This is a genomic window from Nocardia sp. NPDC051832 (assembly GCF_040681285.1).
In the GTDB taxonomy this organism is placed as follows: domain Bacteria; phylum Actinomycetota; class Actinomycetes; order Mycobacteriales; family Mycobacteriaceae; genus Nocardia.
The window spans coordinates 1-25,165 of record NZ_JBFAYL010000004.1; the positions used below are offsets into that span (position 1 = coordinate 1).

General features: G+C 67.8%; 31 protein-coding genes. 17 read left to right on the plus strand and 14 right to left on the minus strand.

Going from position 1 to position 25,165, the window contains the following annotated elements; all coding sequences use genetic code 11:
- Nucleotides 1-216 precede the first annotated feature (216 nt).
- On the plus strand, nt 217-627 hold the full coding sequence (locus AB0M14_RS25530) for a nuclear transport factor 2 family protein (protein ID WP_364999100.1): 411 nt from the start codon (nt 217-219) through the stop codon (nt 625-627).
- Here the strand turns inward: AB0M14_RS25530 and ligA are convergent.
- A complete protein-coding gene (gene ligA, locus AB0M14_RS25535; RefSeq protein WP_364999102.1) occupies nt 624-2,615 on the minus strand; it encodes an NAD-dependent DNA ligase LigA in 1,992 nt (663 codons plus the stop codon). The two genes, AB0M14_RS25530 and ligA, sit on opposite strands and share 4 nt — an antisense overlap.
- Before the next feature lie 117 nt (nt 2,616-2,732).
- Between ligA and AB0M14_RS25540 the strand changes: the two genes are divergently transcribed.
- On the plus strand, nt 2,733-3,302 hold the full coding sequence (locus AB0M14_RS25540) for a hemerythrin domain-containing protein (protein ID WP_364999103.1): 570 nt from the start codon (nt 2,733-2,735) through the stop codon (nt 3,300-3,302).
- A gap of 13 nt (nt 3,303-3,315) precedes the next feature.
- Here the strand turns inward: AB0M14_RS25540 and AB0M14_RS25545 are convergent, their stop codons facing one another.
- Nucleotides 3,316-4,125 (minus strand): NAD(P)H-dependent oxidoreductase, encoded by an 810-nt coding sequence (locus AB0M14_RS25545; protein WP_364999104.1) that lies wholly within the window; start codon nt 4,123-4,125, stop codon nt 3,316-3,318.
- Between the two features lie 94 nt (nt 4,126-4,219).
- Between AB0M14_RS25545 and AB0M14_RS25550 the strand changes: the two genes are divergently transcribed.
- The gene (locus AB0M14_RS25550) at nt 4,220-4,591 is read left to right on the plus strand and encodes a helix-turn-helix domain-containing protein (RefSeq protein ID WP_364999105.1); all 372 of its coding nucleotides are present in this window, start codon (nt 4,220-4,222) and stop codon (nt 4,589-4,591) included.
- Nucleotides 4,592-4,610: 19 nt separating this feature from the next.
- Here AB0M14_RS25550 and AB0M14_RS25555 read toward each other — a convergent pair whose 3' ends face one another.
- The 7 genes from AB0M14_RS25555 to AB0M14_RS25585 form a co-directional block, all read right to left on the minus strand.
- The gene (locus AB0M14_RS25555; RefSeq protein WP_364999107.1) at nt 4,611-5,132 is read right to left on the minus strand and encodes a DinB family protein; all 522 of its coding nucleotides are present in this window, start codon (nt 5,130-5,132) and stop codon (nt 4,611-4,613) included.
- A gap of 65 nt (nt 5,133-5,197) precedes the next feature.
- A complete protein-coding gene (locus AB0M14_RS25560) occupies nt 5,198-5,989 on the minus strand; it encodes an SDR family oxidoreductase (RefSeq protein WP_364999108.1) in 792 nt (263 codons plus the stop codon).
- A 282-nt stretch (nt 5,990-6,271) separates the two neighbouring features.
- A complete protein-coding gene (locus AB0M14_RS25565) occupies nt 6,272-6,907 on the minus strand; it encodes a histidine phosphatase family protein (RefSeq protein WP_364999110.1) in 636 nt (211 codons plus the stop codon).
- The gene (locus tag AB0M14_RS25570; protein WP_364999112.1) at nt 6,907-8,706 is read right to left on the minus strand and encodes a carbamoyltransferase C-terminal domain-containing protein; all 1,800 of its coding nucleotides are present in this window, start codon (nt 8,704-8,706) and stop codon (nt 6,907-6,909) included. The genes AB0M14_RS25565 and AB0M14_RS25570 overlap by 1 nt, the downstream gene beginning before the upstream one ends.
- On the minus strand, nt 8,654-9,757 hold the full coding sequence (locus tag AB0M14_RS25575) for an FAD-binding oxidoreductase (protein WP_364999114.1): 1,104 nt from the start codon (nt 9,755-9,757) through the stop codon (nt 8,654-8,656). The genes AB0M14_RS25570 and AB0M14_RS25575 overlap by 53 nt, the downstream gene beginning before the upstream one ends.
- Nucleotides 9,754-10,722: a hypothetical protein gene (locus tag AB0M14_RS25580; RefSeq protein ID WP_364999116.1), complete on the minus strand. Its 969-nt coding sequence runs from the start codon at nt 10,720-10,722 to the stop codon at nt 9,754-9,756. Before AB0M14_RS25580 ends, AB0M14_RS25575 begins: the two co-directional genes overlap by 4 nt.
- A 30-nt stretch (nt 10,723-10,752) precedes the next feature.
- Nucleotides 10,753-11,217 carry an SRPBCC family protein gene (locus AB0M14_RS25585; RefSeq protein WP_364999117.1) on the minus strand — a complete coding sequence of 155 codons (465 nt, stop codon included), beginning with the start codon at nt 11,215-11,217 and terminating at the stop codon, nt 10,753-10,755.
- Between the two features lie 210 nt (nt 11,218-11,427).
- Here AB0M14_RS25585 and AB0M14_RS25590 point away from each other — a divergent pair, with 210 nt between their 5' ends.
- Both AB0M14_RS25590 and AB0M14_RS25595 read left to right on the plus strand, forming a co-directional pair.
- Entirely contained in the window at nt 11,428-12,486 is a 1,059-nt protein-coding gene (locus AB0M14_RS25590) for an AMP-binding protein (protein ID WP_364999119.1), read from the plus strand.
- Complete coding sequence (locus AB0M14_RS25595; protein ID WP_364999120.1) at nt 12,486-13,844, plus strand: aldehyde dehydrogenase family protein; 1,359 nt, start codon at nt 12,486-12,488, stop codon at nt 13,842-13,844. Before AB0M14_RS25590 ends, AB0M14_RS25595 begins: the two co-directional genes overlap by 1 nt.
- Here AB0M14_RS25595 and AB0M14_RS25600 read toward each other — a convergent pair whose 3' ends face one another.
- On the minus strand, nt 13,845-14,195 hold the full coding sequence (locus AB0M14_RS25600) for a putative quinol monooxygenase (protein WP_364999122.1): 351 nt from the start codon (nt 14,193-14,195) through the stop codon (nt 13,845-13,847).
- A gap of 57 nt (nt 14,196-14,252) precedes the next feature.
- Between AB0M14_RS25600 and AB0M14_RS25605 the strand changes: the two genes are divergently transcribed.
- From AB0M14_RS25605 to AB0M14_RS25615, 3 genes are read left to right on the plus strand one after another with little or no spacing between them, the layout of a single operon-like run.
- Complete coding sequence (locus AB0M14_RS25605; RefSeq protein ID WP_364999124.1) at nt 14,253-14,594, plus strand: transcriptional regulator; 342 nt, start codon at nt 14,253-14,255, stop codon at nt 14,592-14,594.
- The gene (locus AB0M14_RS25610) at nt 14,591-15,400 is read left to right on the plus strand and encodes a 2-phosphosulfolactate phosphatase (RefSeq protein ID WP_364999126.1); all 810 of its coding nucleotides are present in this window, start codon (nt 14,591-14,593) and stop codon (nt 15,398-15,400) included. The genes AB0M14_RS25605 and AB0M14_RS25610 overlap by 4 nt, the downstream gene beginning before the upstream one ends.
- Nucleotides 15,393-15,890: a nucleoside deaminase gene (locus tag AB0M14_RS25615; protein ID WP_364999127.1), complete on the plus strand. Its 498-nt coding sequence runs from the start codon at nt 15,393-15,395 to the stop codon at nt 15,888-15,890. Before AB0M14_RS25610 ends, AB0M14_RS25615 begins: the two co-directional genes overlap by 8 nt.
- On the opposite strand, the gene AB0M14_RS25620 is transcribed toward AB0M14_RS25615, so the two are convergent.
- The gene (locus AB0M14_RS25620; protein WP_364999129.1) at nt 15,887-16,906 is read right to left on the minus strand and encodes a hypothetical protein; all 1,020 of its coding nucleotides are present in this window, start codon (nt 16,904-16,906) and stop codon (nt 15,887-15,889) included. The two genes, AB0M14_RS25615 and AB0M14_RS25620, sit on opposite strands and share 4 nt — an antisense overlap.
- Nucleotides 16,907-17,013: 107 nt before the next feature.
- Between AB0M14_RS25620 and AB0M14_RS25625 the strand changes: the two genes are divergently transcribed.
- Nucleotides 17,014-17,556: a dihydrofolate reductase family protein gene (locus AB0M14_RS25625; protein ID WP_364999131.1), complete on the plus strand. Its 543-nt coding sequence runs from the start codon at nt 17,014-17,016 to the stop codon at nt 17,554-17,556.
- Here AB0M14_RS25625 and AB0M14_RS25630 read toward each other — a convergent pair.
- On the minus strand, nt 17,537-18,196 hold the full coding sequence (locus AB0M14_RS25630; protein WP_364999133.1) for a hypothetical protein: 660 nt from the start codon (nt 18,194-18,196) through the stop codon (nt 17,537-17,539). The genes AB0M14_RS25625 and AB0M14_RS25630 overlap by 20 nt on opposite strands.
- A gap of 18 nt (nt 18,197-18,214) precedes the next feature.
- Here AB0M14_RS25630 and AB0M14_RS25635 point away from each other — a divergent pair, with 18 nt between their 5' ends.
- The 3 genes from AB0M14_RS25635 (at nt 18,215) to AB0M14_RS25645 (ending at nt 19,973) form a co-directional block, all read left to right on the plus strand.
- Entirely contained in the window at nt 18,215-18,478 is a 264-nt protein-coding gene (locus AB0M14_RS25635; RefSeq protein ID WP_364999134.1) for a hypothetical protein, read from the plus strand.
- 4 nt (nt 18,479-18,482) lie between these two features.
- Nucleotides 18,483-18,905 carry a hypothetical protein gene (locus AB0M14_RS25640; RefSeq protein WP_364999135.1) on the plus strand — a complete coding sequence of 141 codons (423 nt, stop codon included), beginning with the start codon at nt 18,483-18,485 and terminating at the stop codon, nt 18,903-18,905.
- Between the two features lie 87 nt (nt 18,906-18,992).
- Entirely contained in the window at nt 18,993-19,973 is a 981-nt protein-coding gene (locus tag AB0M14_RS25645; protein ID WP_364999136.1) for an alpha/beta hydrolase, read from the plus strand.
- Nucleotides 19,974-19,987: 14 nt separating this feature from the next.
- Here the strand turns inward: AB0M14_RS25645 and AB0M14_RS25650 are convergent, their stop codons facing one another.
- Nucleotides 19,988-20,476, minus strand: coding sequence for a carbonic anhydrase (locus AB0M14_RS25650; RefSeq protein WP_364999138.1), 489 nt, complete (start codon nt 20,474-20,476; stop codon nt 19,988-19,990).
- A 147-nt stretch (nt 20,477-20,623) separates the two neighbouring features.
- Between AB0M14_RS25650 and AB0M14_RS25655 the strand changes: the two genes are divergently transcribed.
- The gene (locus AB0M14_RS25655; RefSeq protein ID WP_364999140.1) at nt 20,624-21,364 is read left to right on the plus strand and encodes an AraC family transcriptional regulator; all 741 of its coding nucleotides are present in this window, start codon (nt 20,624-20,626) and stop codon (nt 21,362-21,364) included.
- On the opposite strand, the gene AB0M14_RS25660 is transcribed toward AB0M14_RS25655, so the two are convergent.
- Nucleotides 21,319-21,894, minus strand: coding sequence for a dihydrofolate reductase family protein (locus AB0M14_RS25660; protein ID WP_364999142.1), 576 nt, complete (start codon nt 21,892-21,894; stop codon nt 21,319-21,321). The genes AB0M14_RS25655 and AB0M14_RS25660 overlap by 46 nt on opposite strands.
- Before the next feature lie 293 nt (nt 21,895-22,187).
- Between AB0M14_RS25660 and AB0M14_RS25665 the strand changes: the two genes are divergently transcribed.
- The 4 genes from AB0M14_RS25665 to AB0M14_RS25680 all read left to right on the plus strand — a co-directional run bounded on the left by AB0M14_RS25665 (nt 22,188) and on the right by AB0M14_RS25680 (nt 25,070).
- A complete protein-coding gene (locus tag AB0M14_RS25665) occupies nt 22,188-23,243 on the plus strand; it encodes a GAF domain-containing protein (protein WP_364999143.1) in 1,056 nt (351 codons plus the stop codon).
- Entirely contained in the window at nt 23,240-23,629 is a 390-nt protein-coding gene (locus AB0M14_RS25670) for a DUF1801 domain-containing protein (RefSeq protein WP_364999144.1), read from the plus strand. The genes AB0M14_RS25665 and AB0M14_RS25670 overlap by 4 nt, the downstream gene beginning before the upstream one ends.
- Before the next feature lie 79 nt (nt 23,630-23,708).
- Nucleotides 23,709-24,416 (plus strand): DUF2993 domain-containing protein, encoded by a 708-nt coding sequence (locus tag AB0M14_RS25675; RefSeq protein WP_364999145.1) that lies wholly within the window; start codon nt 23,709-23,711, stop codon nt 24,414-24,416.
- A gap of 81 nt (nt 24,417-24,497) precedes the next feature.
- Nucleotides 24,498-25,070 carry a TerD family protein gene (locus AB0M14_RS25680; protein ID WP_364999147.1) on the plus strand — a complete coding sequence of 191 codons (573 nt, stop codon included), beginning with the start codon at nt 24,498-24,500 and terminating at the stop codon, nt 25,068-25,070.
- Nucleotides 25,071-25,165 lie beyond the last annotated feature (95 nt).

Sequence of the window (25,165 nt, forward strand, 5' to 3'; positions counted from 1 at the left end):
TGTTTTTTTATATTTTTCTTTTCATTTAAAAACTTTCTTCTTCCAACCACAATTCTTACCACTACCTCTAAACTAAACCCCTCCACATGTTTTGGGGGGCCCCCCCCCCCCGCCCCCCCCCCCCAACACTCACTTCGAGACACAACCTAGGCGGCTCCGAGCGCGAGGTCCGATTCCGGCCAGCGTGTGCCGGCGCCCGCGGCCAGGATCGTGGACATGACATCGGACGTTATGACCAGCTTGCAGGCGTTCTACGCCGCCGAGGCCGCTTATCTGACCGAGGGAGCGGCGTTCGAGGGAATGGCTCGCCACCTGGCGGCGGATGTCGTCATGCATCAAGCGTCCAGCCTGCCCTACGGCGGCGAATGGCATGGGCACGAAGGCTTCCGGCGATTCATCGCCGCCATGGGGGACAACTGGGACGGGCTATGGTTCGACGAGCAGCATTTCGTCAGCGACCAGGACCGGGTCGTGGTGTTCAGCCGCGGCCGCCTGCGCGCCCGGCACACCGGACGGATGCTGGAAACTTCACTGCTGCAATGGATCAGCTTCCGGGACGGCCTGATCACCGAATTCCGTCCCTACTACCACGACACTGCGGCGGTCCTGGCCGCCCTGCGGAGCTAGACGACCTTGGCGTCGATGAGCAGGCTCCAGATCTCGCCCTGGTCGACGACCTCGACGCCGAGCTTCTCCGCCTTGGTCAGCTTGCTGTCGCCGACGCCCGCGCCGGTGATGAGCAGGTCGGTGCTCGCCGAGACCGAGGACGCGGCGGTCGCGCCCGCCTGCTCGCACAGGCGCTGGAAGGTCGGCCGGGCGACCTTCTCGCCGGAGCGCGGGTCACTGATCGCGCCGGTGATCACCACCGTCTTGCCGGCCAGGGGCGCGCCGGCGGCGATGACCGGCGGCAGGTCCTCCTCCCGCACATCCAGGGAGACGCCCAGGTCGCGCAAGCGATCCAGTTCTGGACGCAGCCGGGTCAGGTGTGCGACCAAGGAGGCGGCGACCTTCGGGCCGATGTCCTCCACCGCCACGAGCCGTTCCTCGCCCGCGTCGGCGACCTCTTCCAGCGAACCGAAACCGGACCGGGCCAAGCGGGCGGCGGTGCCGTCCGAAGCCATCGGGATCGCCAGACCGATCAACGCGCGGCGCAGGCCGACCTGCCGGCTGGCGTCGATCGAGTCGATCATGCGCTGCGCGGAGATGTCACCGATCCGATCGAACTCGAGCAGGCGTTCTTTCGTCAGGGTGTAGAAGTCCGACGGGCGTTCCAGGATGCCCGCTTCGGCCAGCCGCTCGATCCAGACCTGCCCGATCGCATCGATGTCCGCGGCCGCTCGCGAGGCCCAGTGGATCAGCCTGCGGACCGTCTGCGCGGGACAGGCGACGTTGGTGCAGAACAGCTCTCGGCTGTTGCCCTGCTCGGTCACCGGTTGCGCGCACGAGGGGCAGACCGTGGGCGGCACGATCTCGCGCTCCTCCCCCGTGCGCTTGGACGCGTCGAGCACGCCCGCCACGAACGGGATCACGTCACCCGCGCGCCGCACCAGCACCGTGTCACCGACTTTGATGTCGCGGGCCCGGATCACCTCCTGGTTCGCCAGGGTGGCCTTGGTGACCGTGGTGCCGCCGACGAACACCGGCTCCAGCCACGCGACCGGGACGATCTTGCCCGTCTTGCCGACATCCCAGACCACGTCGGCCAGCAGCGTCGTCTTCTCCTCGGCGGCGAACTTGAACGCCAGCGCGCCGCGCGGGGAGTTCGAGCGAGTTCCCGCCGCCGCGTAGGCATCTCGGTCGGCCAGGCGCAGGACCGCGCCGTCGAGATCGTAGTCCAGATCGTTGCGGCCCTGCTCGATCGCGGTGATCGCCGCCTGCGCCTGGTCGGCGTCGGCGCAGTGCCGCATCTGCGCACCCGCGATGCCGAGCGCCCGCAGGCCCTCCTCCAGGTCGACGGCGGCGGCGTCGGTGGAGGTGTCGAGGTCGAAACCGAAGAACTGCAAACGACGTTCGGCGACGGTGGCCGGGTCCTTGGCGCGCAGCGTGCCCGCCGCGGCGTTGCGCGGATTGATCAGCGGCTTGTCCGGATGTGCGGTGTTGTAGGCGACGAAGGTCGACCGCAGCATGACCGCTTCGCCGCGCACCTCCACCCGCCCCGGGGCGTCGATCCGCTCGGGCACGCCGTCGACCAGCGCGCGCACCAGCATGGTCACGTCGTCGCCCGTGGTGCCGTCACCGCGGGTGACCGCACGCGCCAGCCGCCCGTCCTCGAAGACCAAGGAGAGGGACAACCCGTCCAGCTTCGGCATCACCACGACCGACTGGCCCGGGAACCGGTTGAAGAACGCCACTACCTGCTCCGGCTTGGTCGCTTTCTCCAGCGACAACATCGGGCGCGCGTGCCGAATCGGGGCGTGCAGCACCGCGGGCGCGCCGACCTGCTCCAGCGGATTCGGGTCGGGCGTCAGGTCGGGATGCGCCGCCACCAGATCGCGCAGCTCGTCCTCGATCGCGTCGTACTCGGCGTCCGCGACCAGCGGCGAGCCCTGATAGTAGGCGTCGCGCAGCGCCACGATGCGGTCGGCGAGCTCTTGGATGTGTTCCCCAGTTTCCACAAGGCCAGACGCTACCCATACCCACCGACACGTGCTGCGCCTTACCCTGCGCGGCGGTGCGTTATCGTCGAGGTGAGCGTCCAGTGCTGACCTGAAGTGAAGTGCCAGGGAGGAATTGTGGACATAACCGACCTGATCCTCGACGACCATCGCGAACAGCGGCGGCTGTTCGCGATCCTGGAGCAGATCGACCGCGCGGAGACCGGGGTGTTATCCGCGATCTGGGAGCGGCTGGCGTCCTTCCTCGAAATGCACGCGCTGGCCGAGGAGGAGATCTTCTATCCCGCGCTGCTGCAGGTGGGTATCGCCACCCGGCGCAAGGACGGCGTGGAGGAGGAGACCCTCGACGCGATCCACGACCACAACGAGATCCGGGACGCGGTCGCCGAGGTGGCGCGCCACGAGGTCGGCACCGACGACTGGTTCGCGGCCGTCGCGGCGGCGAACCTGGCCAACAGCGATCACATGGCCGAAGAGGAGCGCGAGGGGCTCACCGACTTCCGCCGCTTGGCCGCGCTCTCCCGCCGCCATCAGCTGGCCGTCACCTTCGCCGCCTTCGAGGCCCGCAACTACGCCGGGGTCGAGGCCGTCGACAAGGATCCCGAGGCCTATGTCCGCGAGGAAGAGCGCAAGTTGCCCACCATCGCTCCGGGATCGCTGAGTGTCGGCAGCCTGAAACGGAAGTGACGTCAGCTGTAGCTCATCGCCGCAAGTGTTGCAGCCCTGGATGATTCGAGCTGTCGAGCCGATGGATCGCGAAGCCGTGTTCACCGGGCCGCACCTGTGGCCGGAGGTCATGCGTGGCGGTGTAATCACCGCCGCGCAGCGACCGGTAGCGGATGGGCGGCTCGGTGCCGAGCGTGTCCAAGCGTCCGGTGAGGGCCTCGGCCAAGTCGCCGTAAGTGTCGGCGCCGACCTGGTTGACGCTGCTGATGAGGTGCGGGCGCAGCGGCAGCATGCCGGTGTAGTGGGCGGTGCCGTGCAGTAGTGGCCAGAGCACGTCGTCGATATCGCCGCTGATTCCGCGGGGACCCAGCGCGTCGGCGCGGTCACCGGCGGTGACGATGGGCAGCAGCCGACGACCGGCGAGGCCGCCGTCGCCGTACTTGCGGACCTTGCCGTCGCGGTCTCGTACGCCGAAGGCGAATCCGTTGGTGAACACGCGGTCGAACCAGCCCTTCAGGATGGCGGGCATGCCGTACCACCAGAGCGGGAAGTGGATGATGACGGTGTCCGATTCGGCGACGAGCCGCTGTTGCCGGGCGACATCGGCGGGCAGGGTGTCCTGCGTGGTCGCGTGGCGTTGCCGATCGGAGAACGTCGCGCCGCTCGCGCCGAGCGTGTCGGCCTCGCTCAGGACCGGATTCCAGCCGGTCGCGTACAGGTCGACGTCGTGCACCCGATGCCCGGCGGCACGGAGGTGTTCGACGCCGTGCCGGTACAGCGAGTGGCTGAGCGAGTGGGGATCGGGATTGGCGATGACCCACAGGATTGATCCGGAAGAAGTCATAGGGCTACTTTCGTAGCTAGTCCCGATAATGCCAAGTACTGACATTCTCGGCACATAGTGACAGAAATGTAAGTAATGAGGTAGGAGCCCTGAAATGCGGAAGCCGGTCGAAACCGCGTTGGCTGTGTGCCCGGTCGAGGTCGCTGTCTCGGTGCTCGGCGGCGCGTGGAAACTGACGATCGTGAAGAACCTGCTCGACGGTCGCCGCCGGTTCGGCGAGCTGGGCCGCTTGGTCGGCCCGGTCAACCCGCGCGTGCTGACCCGGCAGTTGCGCGAGCTCGAAGCCGACGGACTCGTCCACCGCACCGTCTATCCCGAGGTGCCGCCACGAGTGGAGTACTCACTCACCGAATTGGGCGCGTCCCTGGAACCAGTGGTGGTGTGGCTGAACCAGTGGGGAGCCACTTACGCGACCGCTGTAGGCGCAGTCACGCACCATAACGCCAAGCCTTCTGAATCAAGTTGAGCAGCTGCGGATCTCTCAGCTAAGCCGCGGCGCGCAGCAGCCGCAGTTGCCCGATCTCGGCGGCGTTCTTCATCAGTTCGGCGTTCACCCACGCCACCGTGTGCGCGACCGATTTGCCGGGGTCGTCCGGCCACGGAAACGTGGCCGCCGCCGCCAGGTCGGCTTCGCTGATCTGATCGAGCAGCTGTGACCACTCGGTGCGCAGGTCACGCAACCAGTCGACCGCGGCCGATCCGGGCCCCGGCCACTCGACCTCGGCACGGTCGTGGATCGGACGGTGGCGCAGATGGTCGATGGTGACGGTCCACCACCAGCCGATATGCCAGCTGACCCAGCCGATGGTGGGCACCGGGATGGGGTCGGGTTCGGCGTCGGCCCAGTCGGGCACCCAGACACCGGATTCGTCCTGACGCAGGGTCCAGCACAATTCCGCTGGCTCCCACAGGAAGTCGGCCGTCTCGAGTCGCTCGAGATGGTATTCGAACAGCGCCCACACCAGGTCGAACTGCCAGCGCAGGACGGCGGAACACGAGGTATCCATACGCCGCATCCTGCCTAACGGCGACCGAGCCGCCAATCGATTTACCGTTCCGGACCGCTGCTTCCTCAGCGCCAGTGCAGGTCCCCCAGTGCGGCCGCCTCCGAACCGCCGTCGGCGAAGATGATCTGACCGGTGACGAAACGGTTGTCCGCGCCCGCCAGCCAGCAGATGAGCTCGGCGACCCATTCCGGCCGGCCCGGGAACCCGCCGAACGGTTGCGGCGCAGCCGATTCCACGGCCTGGCGCACAGTGTCGTCGGTCAGGATGTAGGCGGCGGCGGGGGTATCGACGACACCCGGGGCGACGACGTTGAGGGCGATTCCGGCGCCCGCCCACTCCGGGTTCGGAGCAACCTGGCGCACCCATCGGTTCAACGCGCGTTTCGCGATGCCATAGCCGCCGACCGGACCACCGGCCGCCGGATCCGCCTCCAGGGCCGCGACGGCGGCGGCCTCGTCACCGTCCAGGCAGGCCTGGACGATGTGGTCCGCCGTCGGGGCGAGCGACGAAGTCGAGGACACCGCCACCGCACGCGGCGCGGGACTCTGGGCCAACAGCGGACGCAGGCCCGCCAAGGTCGCGACGGCCCCGAAGTAATTCGTTTCCAGCAGACCGGTTTTGCCGCCGCCGGCGACCGCCAGGACCGCGTCGATCGGACCGTACGCCGTCACTTGCGCCACCAGCGACCGCCGGCCCTCCGGTGTGGACAGATCTGCTGTGACCTCGGCATCGGCGAGATCGCAGCCGATCACCTTCGCGTCACGCTCGCGCAGCAGTGCGGCGGTCGCGGCGCCGATGCCGGAGGCCGAGCCCGTGACCACATAGGTTCGTCCAGCGAAACTTCCGTGCGATGTCATCGCGTCCCTCCTGTCCACGCGCCCCGGTGCGTCCGGAACACCTGCACCATAGGCACAGGCCACCGCTGTCCGCAGCGGGAGGACACGAAATCGCCTGTACCCCAGGCGCATCCGAAGACCGTCCGGGCTCGGTGACGCACCAACACGTACCAGGAGCGACGATCAATGGCGACAGAGCCATTCGCTGCCGTAGCACGCGGCGTCGGGGCCGATGTAACTGCCGCGCGGGCAACCCGGATCCTGGTTGCCTTCTCTCTGCCTCACCGCGGGCCGGGTGCGGGTCTATCGGAGGTGCGACGTGTCGTTCAGCGATCGCAGCGAGGCAATCCCGGACCCGTCATAAGCCACCTCCGAGACCGAGGCGGCGGACAATTCCATCCGGAACAGCGATGCGGGCGGTGCGCCGAGCGCCAGGCGGACCAGCGTCCGCAGGGGCGCGACATGCGAGACGATCAGCACTGTCTGTCCCGCATGCCGGGCCAGCAGCTCGTCCCGCCACGACTCGACCCGGTGCGCCACCGAGGCGAGCGGCTCGCCCGTCCCTCCGGGCACCGCGGTCGGCGAGCGCAGCCATGCCGCCAGCTCGTCCGGATAACGCTCGCGCACCTCGGTGAACGTAAGTCCCTCCCACACACCGAAATCCGCTTCGCGCAGCCGCTCGTCGATCCGCACTTCGAGGCCCAGCCCGCGCGCCGCCGCCGCGGCCGTCTCCCGGCACCGGCGCAGCGGCGAGGAGACCACCGCGTGCACCGCGTCGCGTTTCGCGAGCGACTCCCCGGCGGCCGCCGCCTGCCGCCGCCCGGTCTCCGAGAGCACCGGATCGGAGCCCCCGCTGCCGGAGAGTCGCCGCTGCGCGGTCAGCGCCGTCTCGCCGTGCCGCAGGAGCAGCAGCGTCGTGGTGGCCTCCGATCCCGGCATCATCCGGCGGTGTCGGCCTTCGTAACCAGGTAGTTGCCAAGCACTAGGTAGTCGATCTCCGTGCCGAGGAAGCACTGCAACGCGTCGGCGGGCGTGCACACGATCGGTTCACCCGCCACATTGAACGAGGTGTTGATCAGGCAGGGCACGTCGGTCAACGCGGTGAACCGGCGCAGCAGATCCGCCAGGCGCGGGGTGTCCGCGTCGGTGATCGTCTGCACCCTGGAGGTGCCGTCCACATGCGTCGCACCCGGGATCACCTCGTGGAACTCCGGCCGCACCGGGAACACGAACGTCATGTACGGCGACCGGGTCTTGCGTCCCATCTCGAAGATCTTCGGCGCGTCCGCTTCGAGCACGATCGGCGCGAACGGCCGGAACGGCTCCCGATGCTTGACCCTGGTGTTGATCACGTCCTTGATGTCCGGGAACTGGGGGTTCGCCAGGATGCTGCGATGCCCCAAAGCCCTTGGGCCGTGCTCGATCCGGCCCTCGAACCAGCCGATGACCACCTTCTCGGTGAGCAGTTTCGACACCTGATCCACGATCTCGGCGTCACTGAGCCGCGTCCATCCGACTCGATCGCGGAAACCGCGCAGGGCGTCCTCGATCGCCGCGTCGTCGAATTCCGGTCCGAGATAGGGCGTCACCCGCGGCGCGACCTGCCGACGGCCCGCGCTCTCGGGGTGATTGAGCCACGCGTAGACCGCCGCGCCGAGGACGACGCCGGTATCGCTGGCGCCGAAGCTCACGTCCATGTCGTCGAAACGCGAACCGGCGAACAGCGGAGTGTTGTTGAGGCAGTTCAGCGCCACACCGCCTTCGAACAGCAGATGTCGCAGCTCGGTCTTGCCTTCGAGCGCGCGAATCTGATGCCGGGTAACGACATTCAGCATTTCCTGCGCCGCCGCCGCCACCCGGGACTGGTATTCCAAGGTGGCTTCGAAGGGCCCGAAGTACTGTTCGAACAGACCGTCGAGACTGCGCGGATCATCGGTCTGGAGCGGCTGCCGGAAGGTGTATCGCCCGTCGGGATGCAGTTCGATGAACTCCTCGACGAACGGATTCGGGACCGGTGGCCGGGCGTACCCGGACAGGCCCATCACCTTGTATTCGTCGTTGTTGGGCACGAAACCCAGGAACCGGGTGATCGCGCTGAACAAGATGCCGATCGAATATTCCGCGCCGATAGCCGTCTCGTCGAAGACCTGGATCCGCCCGCCGCGAATCTCACCCATCAGCGTCGAAAGCACCTCGGCGCGACCGTCACTGACGAGGAACGCGCTGTCCGGCATCCCCGCCGCGTAATAGCCGGTCATCACGTGCGCGAGGTGGTGCGGGACGAACACCACCCGGTCCGGGTCCGGGGTGTATCCGGTGCGCGCGGCGAAGTCGGCGAGGATCGCCTCGTGGCTGACGACCTCGGTGTAGAGCTTGACGATGTTGTTCAGGAGCGCCAGCTTCGGCTCGGGCGGCATCGGCGCGCCGGCGATGCCGGTCAGCATCTCGTCCAGCACTTCGTCGGAGAAGTTGAACGGGATGGCGATCAGGTCGATATCGGAGAACCGCAGTCCCGCCTGCTCCAGGCACCAGCGCACCGCGTTGACCGGGAAGTCGGTGGTCTTCTTCACCCGGTTGAGCCGCTCCTCCTCCACGGCGGCGACCAGCTCGCCGTCCACCAGCAGCGCGGCGCCCGCGTCGTGGCCGAGCAGGTAGTGCTTGTCGATGCCGACCGCGCCGAAGTGCTCAGCGAAGACTTCCGATACCCGGGTGAATCCGTTGCACCCCAAGACGATCATGACGATTTCCTTCTTTGTCGAGCACGAGGTCGCGGATGATCGCGCCGGCGGCGGGCGCCTGGCACAGGCCCTGGCCGGAGAATCCTGCCGCGTACAGGAAGGGGCGGTCGGGGACGCGGCCGAGGAAGGCCATCCCGTCCGGGCTGACATCCAGGTCGCCACTCCACCCGAGATCGAGGCGGCCGCCGGCCAGCGCGGGGTAGGTAGCGCCGAGCTGACGGGATACCCGCTGGAGCCACGCCGCCCGGGACTCGTCAGGCGCGGGGCGTCCCATCCCGACGAGGATGCGTTCGCCCCAACCACGGATACGCAGACCGGACGGGTCCAGGGTCATCGGCAAGACGGGCAGCGCGGCGGGCGAGTCGGTGAGCAGCATGTCGACGGGGTAGGTGGTGACCGGCAGCTGCACGCCCGCCGTTGCCGCGACCGTCCCCGCCCAGGGCCCCGCCGCACAGACGACCGCCCCGGCTCGGATGCTGCCCGCGGCGGTGTGCACCTGCCCGTCGGGATCGATTCCGGTGACCGGTGTTTCGGTCCGCAGTATGGCTCCCGCCGCACGGGCGGCGGCGGCGTAACCGCGTACGATCGCGGCGGGGTCGCAGGTGTAGGCCTGCGGCGACCAGGCTGCGGCCACGATCGCCCGCTCGTCGACCAGCGGATTGAATCGTGTTGCTTCCGCGGGGGTTACGAGCTCGACCTGCACGCCCGCAGCCCGCTGCTGTGCCTGCGTCCGCCAGAACTCCGCCACCTGATGTTCTTCGGTGAACAACACCAGGAACCCGATTCTGCTCAGCCCCAAGTCGATTCCGGTGCGCGCGGCGAAATCCTGATACACCGCCAAACTCTGAACGGCGAGGCCGCTGATGAGCGAGTTGCCAGGAAAGTAAGCCCGCAGCACGCCCGCGGTGGTGCCCGAGGAGCCCGATCCGAGCGCACCGCGCTCCAGCAGGACGGTATCGACGCCGGCCTCGGCGAGCTGACACGCGATCGATGTCCCGATCACGCCCCCGCCGATGACCAGGACGTCGGTGCGTTCGGGCAGCGAGCTCACGACTGATGGCCGACTTCGGCAGGCTGGAGCTGGCGCAGATGGTCGCCGGCGTCCCACGGGTACAGGTGCAGATTCCAGCCGCCCAGGCAGTTGACATAGAGCGCGAATTGACTGGCCACGGACAGGAAGTCGTCACGGTCGAGCTGGTCCACGCAGGCCAGGAAGCGTTCGGTGAAGCTCCACAGCTGCGCCAGACCGCAGTAGCCGAGGAACTCGGCCGGAAGGCCGACCAGCAGGCGCGTCATGTGCCGCAGCGAGTCCATCGGCATGCCCTGCACCGCGGCCCGGACCAGGCCGCCGTAGGTGGCGTAGCCCAGCGGGCGGGTCTCCCCGTTGACGAACAACAGCGTGGGCAGCACTGTCTCGAAACTGCCTGCCCCGGAAGGGATCAGGCCCCGGTGCAAGCCGGCGAGCTCCGGCGGTTCGGTGAGCCAGGCCCGCTCGGTCGCGGTGTACACGTCGTGGATGAGACGGTTGGCGTCCGGGTCGGCGGCGGTCAGGTGCGGGATGCGGTGACCGCCCGCCTGGCCGGCTTTGCGCACCTCCGCCACGATCGGCTGTTTGGTCGAATAGACCGACTCCCAGATCGCCTGCCCCGCGTCGCGCAGCGCGGGCAGGTCCGCGGCCCGGATCCGGCCCACCGGAGAGGCGGGCATGGGTTCGGTCAGCGCGCCGTATTTGATGCCCAAATGCTGTAGCGCCGAACAGAATACGGTGCCGTCGGGCGCGTCCCGCCGGTCCGGGATGCGGGTGGACGCGGGCAGATGCAGCAGCGAGGGAATCGGCGCGACGTGATACAGATGCTGTCCCGCCACGAGCGCGTGGCCCTGCAAGCTCTGGTAGGGCAGCGCCTCCCACAGCGCGTCGGCCAGCTCGGGGTTGCGGCCGTCGAGTTCGGCGGTCACGCTCAGACCCAGGTCCGGCCAGGCGATCTCGAGCTGCCGTACGGGTGACGTCTCGGTCAAGATTGTCTCCTTCGTTGGATGAGGCTGCCGCTACCGCTGTGCGAAGAAGTCCCGGATGGCGTCGGTCTGCTTCGCCATCATGGCGATGATCGTCTCGACGACCTCGGTGTCGGCGTCCTCGGCGATCGTCAGCTCCCGGGTCCAGTCGAAGAAGCTGCGGTGCGGGTCGTTGGTGATCTCCCGGACCCGGATGGCGCCGAGATAGCGCTGCACGCCCATCGTCGGTTCGATCGAGCGGTAGGACTGTGCGCGCTCGACCTCGTCGCGACCGGAAACCTCCTGCTGGACCAGGCCGCCGCTGAAGGCCAGCGTGAAGTTGTAGAGCGAGGGAACCCGCTCGGCCGAACCGTCTCCGACCCAGTGCACGTCCTGCGCGGCGGGTCCGGACACGATGGACACCACCCGCAGCGCGTCGCGGACAACCGCCCACACGGTGCCCGGATCGGCGTCGATGATGGTCGAGTCGTACATCGTGTGCTTCCGCTGTATCGCCACGGGAACTCCTTGTCCAGCAAGGGAATTCCCCTGCTTCGTCTCGAGCTGACGCAGCGAGTACACAGCCGGGCGGGTGCCGGCGGCCAGGGATGGAAGCCACGAAATCGACGCCGGGGCGCGTCCGGCATTTCGTAGACATCTACAACAACGTCGTCGTATTGCGTTGAGCCATAATCGTTTTCGCCTTCAGCCAGCTTCGAGAGGACATTCATGGCCGAGCACAGCGGCGCAGAATTCGTGCAGGAGATGATGCGGTGGCATTTCAGTCCGGAGACCGGGTCGCCGTTCTGGTTGCGGCGGGCGGAGTCGCTCGACTTCGATCCGCGCGCCGATGTCCGGGATTTCGCGGATCTCGCGCTGTTTCCCAATGTGGTGGACGAGCTGCGCGATGTCGGCGTTCGCGAGCTGATCCCGCGGGGGTATGGCGATCAGCACCAGGCCAGCGTCTACGAAAGCGGCGGTACCACAGGCGAACCCAAGCGCGTGATGTTCACCGCGGAGTGGCAGCGCCGCAGCGTCGGCTGGTTCAGTGAACGCCTGGACGCGCATGGCGTGCCGCGCGATGTGGACTGGCTCAGCGCGGTTCCGAGCGGACCGCACAATGTGGGCGCGATGGCGGTCGACACCGCGGCGGCGCGGGGTGGGCTGCACTTCGGCATCGATGTGGACCCGCGCTGGGTCAAGAAGCTGATCGCCGAGGGCCGCATGGACATGGCCGCCCGCTACACGGACCACCTGATCGAGCAGATCGGCTACATTCTGGCCGGTCAGGATGTCGGCGTCCTCTTCGCCACGCCGCCGCTGCTGGAACGGCTCGCACAGCACGAGGACCTGGTCGAGCTGGTGAACCGGAAGATCCGCACGATCATCTGGGGCGGTACGCATCTGGATGCCGACACCCGGGATCTGTTGCGCGACGAGGTTTTTCCGAACACCAAGCTGGTCGGCGGGTACGGCAGCACCATGATGCTCGGCACGTCGGTGGAACGCCCGGGCCTGCGCGACGACGAGCCGTGCGTGTTCGATTCCTTCGCCCCGTACACCACGTTCCAGGTGATCGACGCGGGCACCGGGACCGTCGTTCCCTACGGGGAGCGTGGGCAGGTGGTTGTGCATCACCTGAGTCCAACGGCGTTGCTGGTCAACAATATCGAGCGCGACTTCGCGACGCGGATCGCGCCGGTCCGTGACGGCTTCGGTGATTCGGTCGCCGACGTCGCTCCGGTGGCGTCCTTCAGCGGCGCGGCCGTGATCGAGGGCGTGTACTGATGCTGACCCTCGACGTGCTCGGCCCCGGCGGTCCGTATCGGTCCCGGCGCGTGGAGACCATCCAGGATCTCACCGGAAACCCGGTCGCCACCTTGAGTCTCGCGCCCTCGCTGTATGTGGTGCGCGCGATGCAGGCGCTGGGCCGGACTCCGGAGCTGCCCCTTGACGCGCGGATCGCGGCGTTCGCGGCGGCGGGCCGCGCCTTCGCCACCCAGTCCATCGCGGGGCTCACGCCAGCGGAATACCAGCACACCGTGAGCGCCGTGACCGGGATACCGATCACGGTGGTGCGCAACGCGACCGAGGAGATCGCCCGCGCCGCCGAGCAGATTCAGCACAACGTGCGCAAGGCCCGGCCGGTCGGTGCGGTCGACTCGTGGCGTGATCCGCTGTCCCGGGGCGGGGCGGCGGTGTGGTCGCGGCGCGGCGAGGTGTTCGCCGTGCACGCGGCCGGCAATCACCCTGCGGTGCATCAGGGTTGGCTGGACGCGCTCGCGCTCGGTTACCGGGTCGCAGTGCGTCCCTCCCGGCGTGAGCCGTTCACGCCGCATCGGCTGATCACCGCGCTCCGGGCAGCCGGTTTCGGCGAGCGAATCCTGTTGCTGCCCACCGATCACACGGTGGCCGACGAGGTGCTCCGGCATGCCGACCTCGGAATGGTCTACGGCGGCGCCGATGTCGTGCGGAAGTACGCGGGTGACCGGCGCGTCCTGCCGCAAGGGCCGGGGCGTTCCAAGATCCTGCTGACCGCCGAAACCGACTGGGAGCCGGTCCTCGACACGCTCGTGGAGTCGATCAGCAGTGGCGGCGGCGTCGGTTGCGTCAACGCCACCGGCATCCTCGTCGAAGGCGACCCCGCCCCGGTGGCCGCCGCCCTCGCCGAGCGCCTCGCCGCGCTGCCGAGCCTGCCCGCGACCGACGAACGCGCGGTCCTCCCGGTAGCGCCGATCGGCCTGGCCCGGCGCTGGGACCAGCACCTACGACAACGCGCGACGGGAACCAAGGCCTGGCTCGGCGGGGACGGAATCGTCGACGATCTCGGCGACGGCAGCGCGGTCCTCCGGCCGGCCGTCCACCAACTCGACAGCCCCTTCGCCGAACAGCTCGGCGTCGAGCTCGGTTTCCCCTGTGCCTGGGTGGCGCCCTGGGATCGCGACGCCGGAATCCGGCCGCTGCGTGACACTCTCGTCCTCACGGCCGTCACCACCGACGCGGATCTCATCGACGAGTTGGTCGCCGAACCCACCATCGGCAACGTCTACCTCGGCGAGCACCCGACACCATGGATGGCCCCCGGCCTCCCCCACGACGGGTATCTCGCCGAGTTCCTCATGCGCACCAAGACGGTGCTGCGCTGACTACACCGCGATAGCCGGGACGGGGCGGGGATAGGGGCTCTGCATGGACAGGAAGCGGATGTCGAGGTCTTGCTCGAGGTAGTCCATGCGGTGTTCCCAGAAGTCCCGCATGTACGGCAAGGACAGGTGGCGATCGAGATCTTCCTTGGACCGCCAGACCTCGTAGAAGACGAAGGTGGATGGATCGTCGGCGTCCTCATGGAAGTGGTACTCGAGTGCGCCTTCCTCCACCCGGGTCGGGGCGACGAAGGACAGCAGCAGTTCCTTGAGTTCCTCGACACGGCCCGGTTTGGGCCGGGCGAAGCCCATCAGCGCGTAGGGAACAGGATCCGTAGGTACGACATTGGTCATACCTCGGACCATATCCGGCGACCAGGTACGATGCAAACCATACCTAGGAGGTGCCGCATGCCAGAAGACGATCAGCCCGAACCCGACGCCATGGAACTGGGCGCGGTGCTGTCCGCGCTGGCGGACAAGAACCGCCTGGAGATCGTGTGCGCGCTGGTCGCCGATGTCGAAGGCGCGGAACGGCATTGCAGCTCGTTCGGGCTGCCGGTGACGAAAGCGACTCTGACGCACCATTTCCGGGTGCTGCGCCGGGCGGGGCTGATCCGGCAGGTCAATCGGGGCAACAGCAATATGGCGCAGCTGCGCCGGGCGGAGTTGACGGCCCGGTTTCCGGGGCTGATCACGCTACTGGAGGCGGAGAACACCCGCCGGCGGCTCGAAACGCGAGGTCAAGTGTGACGACGTCCGAGTTTCCCGAATGGGCACAGCAGGCGCGGGCCGGGGTCCGGTTCGATTGGGGTTCGGCCGGTGCGCGGGCGCTCGGGCCGCACAGCGCCGCGCTCGTGGTCGTGGACGTGCTGTCGTTTACGACCACGGTGTCGGTGGCGGTGGACGCCGGGACAGCGGTGCTGCCGTATCCCTGGCGGGACGGGAACGCCGCGGAATTCGCCGCCGCGCACGACGCGGAACTGGCTGTCGGCCGCCGGGCCATGTCGGAGCAGCATCCATGGTCGCTGTCGGCCGCGGCACTGCGCCGCGCACCCGTGCCGCGGCGGCTGGTGCTGCCGTCCCCGAACGGTTCGGCCATTTCCGCCGCCGTCACCGGAATTCCGGTGATCGCCGCGTGCCTGCGCAACGCCTCGGCGGTCGGCGCATGGATCGCCGGACAGGGCTGGGGAACCGAGCAGCAGCCGGTCGCGGTGATCGCCGCCGGTGAGCACTGGCCGGGTCGGCACGGGCTGCGCCCCGCCGTCGAAGACTGGCTCGGCGCCGCCGCCGTCCTCTCCGCGCTCGCCGGACACGGCTCCGGGCCGCTGTCACCGGAGGCGCTCGCCGCGCAGGCCGGTTACGACGGAATCGGCGATGTCCGCGCGATAATCCGTGACTGCGCTTCCGGACGGGAGTTGGCGGCCGGCGGGTTCGGCGACGACGTCGCCGTCGCGATCGAACTCGAAACCAGCACGGTGGTGCCCGTTCTGGTCGACGGAGCCTTCATCGACGGATCGAAACAACGAGACGGACGAAAGGACGCTGTGCATGCCTGAGATCACCGCCGAGGAGCTCGACCACCTGCGCCGCTGTGTAGAACTCGCGGCCGAGGCGCTCGCGGCCGGCGACCGGCCGTTCGGGTCGCTGCTGGTCGATGCGAACGGCACACGGCTGGCCGAGGACCGCAATCGGGAGATCACCACCGGTGACCCGATGCAGCATCCCGAGATCGAACTGGCGCGCTGGGCCCAGCGCAACCTGACGCCGGAAGAATGTGCCGCGGCAACCATGTACACCAGCGGCGAACACTGCCCGATGTGCGCCACCGCGAACGCTCTCGTCGGCATCGGTCGCATCGTTTTCGTGAGTTCGACTGCGCAACTGACGAATTGGCTGACCGAGTGGGGCAAGGCCCAGCCGGCGTTCGGCCCGATACCCCTCGCCGAGGCAGCTCCCGGTATCGAGATCGCCGGACCGGTCGAGCAATTGACCGATCAGATGAAGGACCTCTACCAGAAAACCCCGTGGCCCGACGCGGGCTCTTAGGGACGGTGCGCGGGCAGTGGCCCGAGTTCGGGCCACCGGGTGAGCAGGCGATCGGCCATGTCGGTGACGAGCCGCCCGAGGCCCTGCAATTCGCCACTGCCAGTGGCCATTCGGCCGACGACCCGGAGCCGATGCAGCAGTCGTCCGCGGGCGGTCGCGGTGCCCCATGCCCAGTCTCGATGCGGGATTTCGCCGAGGTGATCGATCGTCGCCCGGTGCGCCTTCTCGACCAGCGCGTCGCCGCGCAGCAACCAGCCCACGCAAGCGTCGGTGAGATCACCGGGCACCTCGGTGCCGGTAGCTGAGCGCCAAGTCGTGCGGTAGGCGCGCTCGGCCGCGTCCAGCAGCGCCGGAGCGGGTGCGAGAGCGCACCAGCAGGTCGGGAAACCGATGTGCAGGTAGGCGAGTTCCACGATGCCGTTGCCCAGCGCGGCCTGCTCGAAGTCGACGAACCGCACGCCCGCGCTGGTGTGCAGGTCGTTGCCCGGGCACGGATCACCGTGCAGCAGAGCGGGATACGCGGTCTCGCCCAGCCGTTGCACGACGCCGTCCAGCTCGGTCCGCATGCCCGACGGCAACGGCACCTCGAGCGTGCGGGCGAGCCCCAGAAACGAGTCGACATCCCGACTCGCCGGACCCGACCACGCCGGAAGGTCCACTGCTCCTTCGACACTCGTGGCCGCATGTAGACGGGCCAGCGCCGTAGCGTAGTCGATCAGCCAATCCTCTTCTGGCGCTTGATGTTCCAGATATTCGAGGACCAGAACCCGCGCACCCGGATCGACACCGAGCAGCCGCGGCACGACCGGCGGGTCCACCCGGGACGCGAGCCGCAACGCCGCGACCTCGCGGGCATATCCCCCGCCCGCTTCCGAACCTCCGACGAGCTGCTTGACCACCACCGGCGTGCCGGACACCTCGGCCCGCCACACCCGTGATCGCGGACTGCTCTCCAGCGCCTGGACCAGTCGCGGCACCCCGAGCTCAGCGACCAGCTTCTCCCCGTACAGGCTCATCTTCCGAGCATGACATGCGGTACTCCGGGCTAATCGCGAGCGAAATCCTTTCGGACCCCACCAAACCTTGACAGAAGATGTCAGGTTTGGTTGGCATAGTCCCTTTCATGACGACTCAGTACTACACGGCGACCACTCTCGACGGCTTCCTTGCGGACTCGGACAACTCACTGACCTGGCTGTTCGAGGTCGACGATGATGATCAGACCGAAAGTGTCACCGGCACGTTCTTCGACGGCGTCGGCGCGATGTGCATGGGCGCGACCACCTACGAGTGGGTGCTGGCCAACGACGGACCGGACTCGTGGGCGAAGTCGTATGGCGATATGCCGTGCTGGGTGTTCACCCATCGTGAGCTGCCGGTGATCCCCGGTGCGAATCTGCGTTTCGTCTCCGGCGCTGTCGAACCGATTCACAAGGAGATGGCCGAGGCGGCCGGGGACAAGAACATCTGGCTGCTCGGCGGCGGGGAACTCGTCGGCCAGTTCGCCGATGCCGGGTTGCTCGACGAGATCATCGCCTCCGTCGCACCCGTGACCTTGGGCAGTGGTGCGCCACTGCTGCCGCGCCGGATCCTGTCCTCGCGCCTGCGGCTCACCGACGTCGGCCGGTTCGGTCAGTTCGCGATGCTCACCTATCGTCTGACGTAGGCGGCGCGGGCGGTGTCTGCACGGCGATCTCGCCGCCGAGCTCGTAGCCACCGCCCAGCCGGAGCTCGTCGCCGCTCCAGAAACGGCCCGGGTCATACCAATTGGGGCGGCGCTGCTGCGGCAACAACCCCATCGACTGATACGTCGCCGCCACGATCTCCGCGCAATAGGCACTTTCCAGTTCGTGCGCGTCCGGCCGCCGGCGCGGCAGCCGGGCCCGACCGCGCAGCCAGCGCCCGGCCAGACTTGCGGTAGAGGGGAACGGGGTCCCGTCCAGCCGGGCGATGGTCCGCAGCAAACCGTCTTCCATCTCTTGCGTTGCCGGACGGTTCAATTGCCGCAACCAGGCCTGCTGCCCGTACCGGTGCGCCCACACCAGCACCGCGTCACGCAGATTGTGCAACTGCACCCCGCGATGATAGGTACCCGACCACATATCGGGCAGGGAGCGCCCCAGCTCCGCATGCCAGATCAAGGCCGGCATATCGTCGAGCACCACCGACATGCCGACATGATTCACCGGACTGTTCGTCGTGATCCGAATCGCCCGATCCGCCGCCGAATGCCCGCGAAACAACCAGATGTCACCCGTCCTGGTGAGCTCGAGCGCTCGATCAAGACTGATGCTCGTCCCCGTCATACCAGTAGCCTAGGCGTTATGAGGTGGTGGAAGGCAGTGGGATTGGCGGGAGCGGCCGGCGTGGTCGCCACCGGTGTGGTCGTCGTGCGGGCCGAGCGCCGCCGCCGCGCCTACACCCCCGAACAGGTCCGCGAACAACTACACGTCCGCTACGCCCAGGCGACTTCGGCCGCCGCGACCCCCGAAACCATTACTCCCCCAATAGAACTCACCGGCTTCCGAGCAAGGGCAAGGCAGCTGGCGCAACGGGTCAAAGGCGCATGGCCGCCGGGACGCCGGTAGACGAGTGCGATTTCATCTCATCGAACCCGAGGTTGCCGGCGGCCATGGACCCGGCACCGTGTACGACTGGTCCACGGTGCCCGCGACCGTCACGAAACTGGAGTACGAGTTCGCCGACTGGCTCGGCGACGCGCTCCTCGAGTCCACTCCGTGCTTCGTGGTCACCGCGGAGGTTGCCGGCCAGATCGCCCGAATGGGGCTCAGCGGTGCGACTTTCGATGACGTGATCGTGTCGATCTCGCCGGAGGGCGAGGAGCTGATGGACGCGGAACTACCGGCGTGGCGCTGGCTGAAGCCGACGGGAAAGCCGGGCGAGTCCGACTTCGGTGTGAACGACGCACTCTCGCTTGTCGTTTCGGACCGGGCTCTCGCAGTGCTCGCCGATGCCGGTATCCGCAACGCCGATGTGACCGAGTGGCGGGCCTAGGTTCTTTCTTGCCGAAACCGCAAGAATCCGTGCCAGCGCGGGCCGGCCCTGGCAAAACTGGGCTCATCCCAACCGAAGGACCCCGCGATGAGCACCAGACATACACTGGCCACTGCCCTCTTCTCCGTCCTACTGCTCGCGAGCTGCTCGACGCCCAGCACCGAGGCGGTGCCACCCTACGCCGCCGCCACTCAGCACGATCCCCAGTTCGCGAGCACGTTCGAGCACAAGTTCGCCGACGTCGACGGCGTCGAAATGCACTACGTGACCGGCGGAAAGGGCCCGGCGCTGGTCCTGATCCACGGTTGGCCGCAAACCTGGTACGGCTGGTGGTCGATCATGCCCGCCCTCGCCGAGCACTACACCGTCTACGCCGTCGATCTCCCGGGCCTGGGCGACAGCACCGGCACGCCGACCGGTTACGACAAAGCCACCCTGGCGCGCTACATCCACATGTTGATGACCGCGCAGGGTGTCGACGATGCCCGCGTCGTGGGCCACGATTTCGGCGCCGCGGTCGCGTTCCAGTACGCCGCCCAGTTCCCGGCCGACACCGCCCGCCTCGCCTATCTCGACCTCCCGCTCCCCGGCCCCGCGATCGACGCACCGACCTACCGAACCTTGAGCTGGCACATCGCTTTCCATTCCCAGTCGCAGGTCCCCGAGACGGTGGTCTCCGACGACGTCCGCGACTACCTGGCGCTCTTCTACCCGCAGGTCTCCTTCGGCGGCAAGGCTTTCGGCGGCACCTCGAACCACTCTCCCTTCACCAACGCCGAGATCGACGAGTACGCGCGAACATACAGCCGTCCCGAGGCACTGACCGGCGGCTTCGAGCTCTACCGCGCCATCGACACGGACGTACGGGACACCGCCGCCGCGGCACCGACGAACGTCCCGACCCTGGTCCTGTCCGCCCAGGGCCAGATCGACCCGATCCGCGCCACCGCGACACCACGCATGACCAATATCGTTCGCGCCGTGGATGTTCCGAACGCCGGCCACTGGCTGGTCGAGGAGAATCCGCAGTTCGTCACCGCGGAGCTCCTGCGCTTCCTCAACGGCTGACCGCGGCCGGCCCGTCAGCCGACTTCGTCGAGTTTCCCGGTCGCGACATCGAAGACGAAGCCGCGCAGGGAGGTGGTGGCGGTGATGAAGGGACTTGCTTCGATTCGCCGAATCGATTGGCGCACATCCTCGTCGAGATCCGGGAAAGCCTCCGCCGACCAGGCCGGCTTGATCCCGGTCGCGTCCTGGATGGACCGTTTGAAATCGTCGTCGGTGAAGGTCAGCATGCCGCAGTCGGTGTGGTGAATGAGAATGATCTCAGTGGTGCCGAGCAGCCGCTGACTGATGGCCAGCGACCGGATCTCGTCATCGGTGACCACACCACCCGCATTGCGGATGACGTGCGCCTCGCCCGGCTGCAACCCGAGAATGCGGTACACGTCGAGCCGGGCGTCCATGCACGCCACCACCGCGAGCTGCTTACTCGGCGGCAACGGCAGCGGCCCGCTGAACCGCGCGGCGTATTCGGCGTTGTTGGCGAGATATTCGTCCGTGACTGACATGGTCGCGTCCTAGCGTCGATGGATGGTGCGGACATACGAATCTCCGCATTCGACGGTGACCGAACCGGACGGCCCGCGCGAGGGTTCCGCGCACCGTGAAATCAACCCTCGCGCCCCGGCGCGCACGGCGCTCGGAATAGGATTCCGATGGTGGGATTGGAGTTCTGGACGCGGGCCTCGGATTCGCGGTGGATCGACGCGGTGTGGACCTGCCGCAGCGAGCAGGTTTCGGAGATGACCTCCGTCGCGACCGAGAACTGGGGGCTGGTGTTCTGGGAGCACGAGGGGAAGACCTACGCGGGCATTTCCGGTCCGGAAAGCCGGACCGACACCGCCCCGGTTCCCGCGGGCGCGAGCTTCACCGGAATTCAATTCGCACTCGGCACCTCGCTGCGGGCAGTCGCCACACCGGACTTGGTCGACAGCGGGATCCTGTTGCCGGACGTGACCGGCGGGAGCTTCTGGATGCACGGCGCCCGCTGGGAGACACCGCACCCGGATGACGCCGAGGCACTCGTGGACCGGCTTGTCCGCGCCGGCGTCGTAGTCCGGGATCCCTTGGTCGCGGAGGTCTTACAGGGCCGCCCGCCCGCGGCGACGGACCGCACGCTGGAGCGACGGTTCCGATCGGCGACCGGGCTCACCCGTGGCGCGGTCCGGCAGATCGGGCGCGCCCGCTCCGCCGCGCTGCTCCTGAACGCCGGCGAGAATCCGAGCGATGTCGTCGACAAGCTCGGCTACTACGACGAACCCCATCTCGCTCGCGCGCTGCGCCGGTATGTCGGGCGCACCGCGGGTCAGCTGCGCGAGGGCAGCGGTGGCGTGATCGCACTCGACCTCACTCAGCGCACGACGTCGTACACCAGCTTCGCCACGCCGTTGGAGTAGGTCGCCGACTCGCGCAGGCTCAGCTGCTGCTTGTCCCGGTCCGCGCGGCTGAACAGGCCCTTGCCCGCACCCAGCAACACCGGGAACACGAGCAGGTTGTAACGGTCGATCAGGTCGGCTTCGCCCAGGCGGCGGGCCAATTCGGCACTGCCGTGGATGAAGATGCCGCCGCCCTCGCTCTGCTTCAGCGCGGCGACCTCCTCGGTGGACCGCAGGATCGTCGTCTCACCCCAGCCGTCGAGCAGCGCGTCCTCGGTGAGACTGGTCGAGACCACGTACTTCGGCAGCGCCTTGTACGCGGCGTGATCCGCGGAGTCGCGCCACACCGGCGCGAACGCCTCGTAGCTGCGACGGCCGAACAGCAGCGCCGTGGTGTCGGCGAGCTCTTCGCCCTTGAGCGAGTAGGCCTCGGGCACGAACTCGGTCTCCATGACCCAGCCGCCACTGCGGTGACCCTCTACTTTGCCGCCGGGCGAGTCCAGCACACCATCCAGGGACATGAAGCCTGTGTAGACCAATTCACGTGTCACGTTTCCTCCTCGAATCCGAAGGCGGAGCGTACGGTCCGCCTACTGCTGGTCTTCAGCTTATGGACCTGGGCGAGGCACGTCTTGGACAGAACCGACACGGTGTACCGTCCAGCCCGCTACGCGGCGGAAACTTCGTGGCCGAGGTGCCACAGGTCTACACTTTTGGCAGCTCAGGCCACCCTTCACCGAAACGGGACGGTGCAGTGACAACTAAGATCTATCCCGAACCTTCGGGCTGTCCACCGGCGGACAGCGATACCACCAAGGCTCCGGCAGCCCGGTGGAGTCAACGGGTGGCCGGCGACGGATTCGATCCCCTGTCGTCCTGCGTACGTCTGGGGCTGGATCAACCCGAGGCGCTCGGGCGAGTACTGGCCGCTGCGACCGAACTGAACACCGGATCGGACCTGCCCACCCTCGCGGACCGCGTTCTCGCCCATGCGATGTCGGTGACGGCCGCCGATTTCGGCAATGTGCAATTGCTCGATCCGGCCAGCGGAGCGTTGCGGATCGTCGCGCACTCCGGGTTCGATACCGAGTTCCTGGAGTACTTCTCGGCCGTCGACGACACCGCCTCGGCCTGTGGGCGGGCAGTCCGGGAAAGCAAGCAGATCGCGATCGCCGACGTGCGCACCGACGCCGCGTTCGCTCCGCACCGCGACATCGCGACCGCCGCCGGTTTTCGCGGCGTGCAGTCGACCCCGCTGCTGAACCACGCCGGGCGTCTCGTCGGCATGGTCTCCACGCACTTCGGCAGTCCGCACCGGCCGCCGCAACCGGAGCTCGAATTGCTCAGGCTCTACGGCGTCTTCGCCGGCGAGGTGACCGCACGGTTGCTGGCGAACGGCGATCCGGCGTCACCGCAGCTCGCGAGCGCGCGTGTATTCGACCCGCGACCGCCACGCCTGCGGCCGGTCTACACCGGCAGTGAGCTCGGCGCACGACTGGACGGCATCGCCGCCACCCTGAGCCAGGCCCTGCACCGGACCGGCGACCGCGTCACCCGCGAACACCTGCATCGCGCCTCGGACGAACTCGTCGACGTGATAGCCCGCGTGCGTCACCTGTGGTCGGAAGGCGCGCACGAGCACTGCGACACTCTCGCCTTCGCCGTCCTCGGTGAGCGACTGGTGCGCGCACTGTTCGACGGCGGGTTGCGCCTGGGCCGAATCCGCGCGACCCTCGACGGCGAAACACTGACCCCCACCGAAATTTCCACGGCTCGGGAGGCTCTCGACCAAGCCGTAGACGACTTGGACGCGATGATCCGTGATACTGGACTGGCGATGCTGACCCTGACCTCGACGGTGCCCGCCACCGAACTCCCCCGGCGACGGCGCCGCCGATGACCTACGACGCCGATCCCCGCGTCGACGCCTACATCGACGCTCTTCCCGAATGGCAGCAGGCCATCTGCCACGAGGTGCGCGCGCTGGTCCATGCCGCCGACTCCGAGGTCGTAGAGACCATCAAACGCACCCGCCAGCCGTATTTCGTGCTCGACGGCAATATCTGCGCGCTGCTCGCGGCGAAAACGCACGTCAATGTGTTCCTCTACGACGGCGCGATCGTGCCCGACCCCGAAGGAATCATCACCGGCGGGCACGACAACAAAACCGCCCGGACCGTCGCCTTCCACGAGGGTGACACGATCAACGCCCCCGCACTCACCGCCATGTTCCAGCAGATCATCGCCAACAACAGGGCGGGCGGCTGGCGAAAACTCAAGCGCTGAACCAGCTTTTCCGGCCCGTCGACCGGACGCCCACCGCGATTGCACAGCATGATGGTGGGATGGCTGAGCAGGTGGGCACATGCGTGGATTGCTGATAACTCTCGTCGTGCTGGCGATCGCACTGGTCGCGGGCGACCGGGTAGCGGTGGCGATGGCGCAGAACGAGATCGGGCGCAAGATCGCCGCCGAATACGACCTGTCCCGGCAACCGGACGTCACCATCGGCGGTTTCCCGTTCCTGACCCAGGCCCTCGACGGGCGGTATCCGAACGTCGACATCCAGGTCGGACAGTGGAGCGGACAGAATCTCACCGTCCGCGACCTGGACGTCGTGCTGACCGACGTGGACGCGCAACTGAACGACGTCCTCGGCGGTCGCACCGCCAACCTGGTCGCGGCCACCGCGACCGCGACCGCGCTGGTCCCCTACGACACGGTGCGCGATTTCGCGCCGTCGGGCACGGAGACGATCTCGCACAGCCCGGAGGGACTGCGCGTCACCGGAACCTTCTCGGTGGAGGGCATTCCGGTGCCCGCGACGGTGGTCGTGACCGTGGCGCCGACCGAGGGCGGCATCGAGGTCACCCCGGTGTCGGTGCAGTCCGCGGCGGGCGGCCCGACCATCTCGCTCGCCCTGCTCCGCAGCACCCTCACCTTCACGGTGCCGCTCGAACAGCTCCCGCTCGGCGCCCGCCTGACCGCGATCACGCCGAGCACCGACGGCCTGCTCGTCACGGCCGTAGCCCACGACGTGCGCTTCTCCGATCTGCCGAAAGCCGTCGCCTGACAACCGATGTCGCGCCGATCCCGCCGCGCCGAGTCGCGGGTGGCTCTACCATCGAATCAGCCGAGCCTCGAGGAGCCCGCCATGTCGACCTCGCTTCAGCCAGGACAGCAGGTCATTCTCGACGGGACGGCGCTCACCCCGCTACGGGTGGGTCTGGGCTGGGACTCCACCGACACCGAAGAGGTTCTACTCGCCCGGACCCGGACGATCGATCTCGACTTGGGCTGCCTCCTGCTCGATCGCTCCGGCAGTGTCGTCGACACCGCAACCTCCGCCCACCTACGCAGCAAAGACGGCTCGGTCACCCACAGCGGCGACAACATGACCGGCGCGGGCGCGGGCGACGACGAGGTGATCACCGTCGACCTGACCACCCTCCACCCGGCAGTCACCCATCTCGCCTTCACCGTCGTCTCGATCACCGGCCAGAACTTCGCCCACATCGACAACGCCTACTGCCGGGTGACCACCGAAACCGACCAGGAAATCGCCCGCTTCGACCTCACCGAAACCGGCGGCACCCACACCGCCCAATTCACCGCGTCGCTGACCCGCGCAGGCAGCGACTTCGCGCTGAAGTCCCACGGCGTCCACACCGACGCCCGAACCCATGACGAACTCATCCCCACGGTCGTCAGCCAACTGCTCGACTGAGATCGATTTCGAGAGAAGATCCGATCTGTCTGGGCCAGTTCCGCCAAGATCTGCCGAATCCGTTGACCGCAGGTCACTTTGGCTCTTACGCTTTC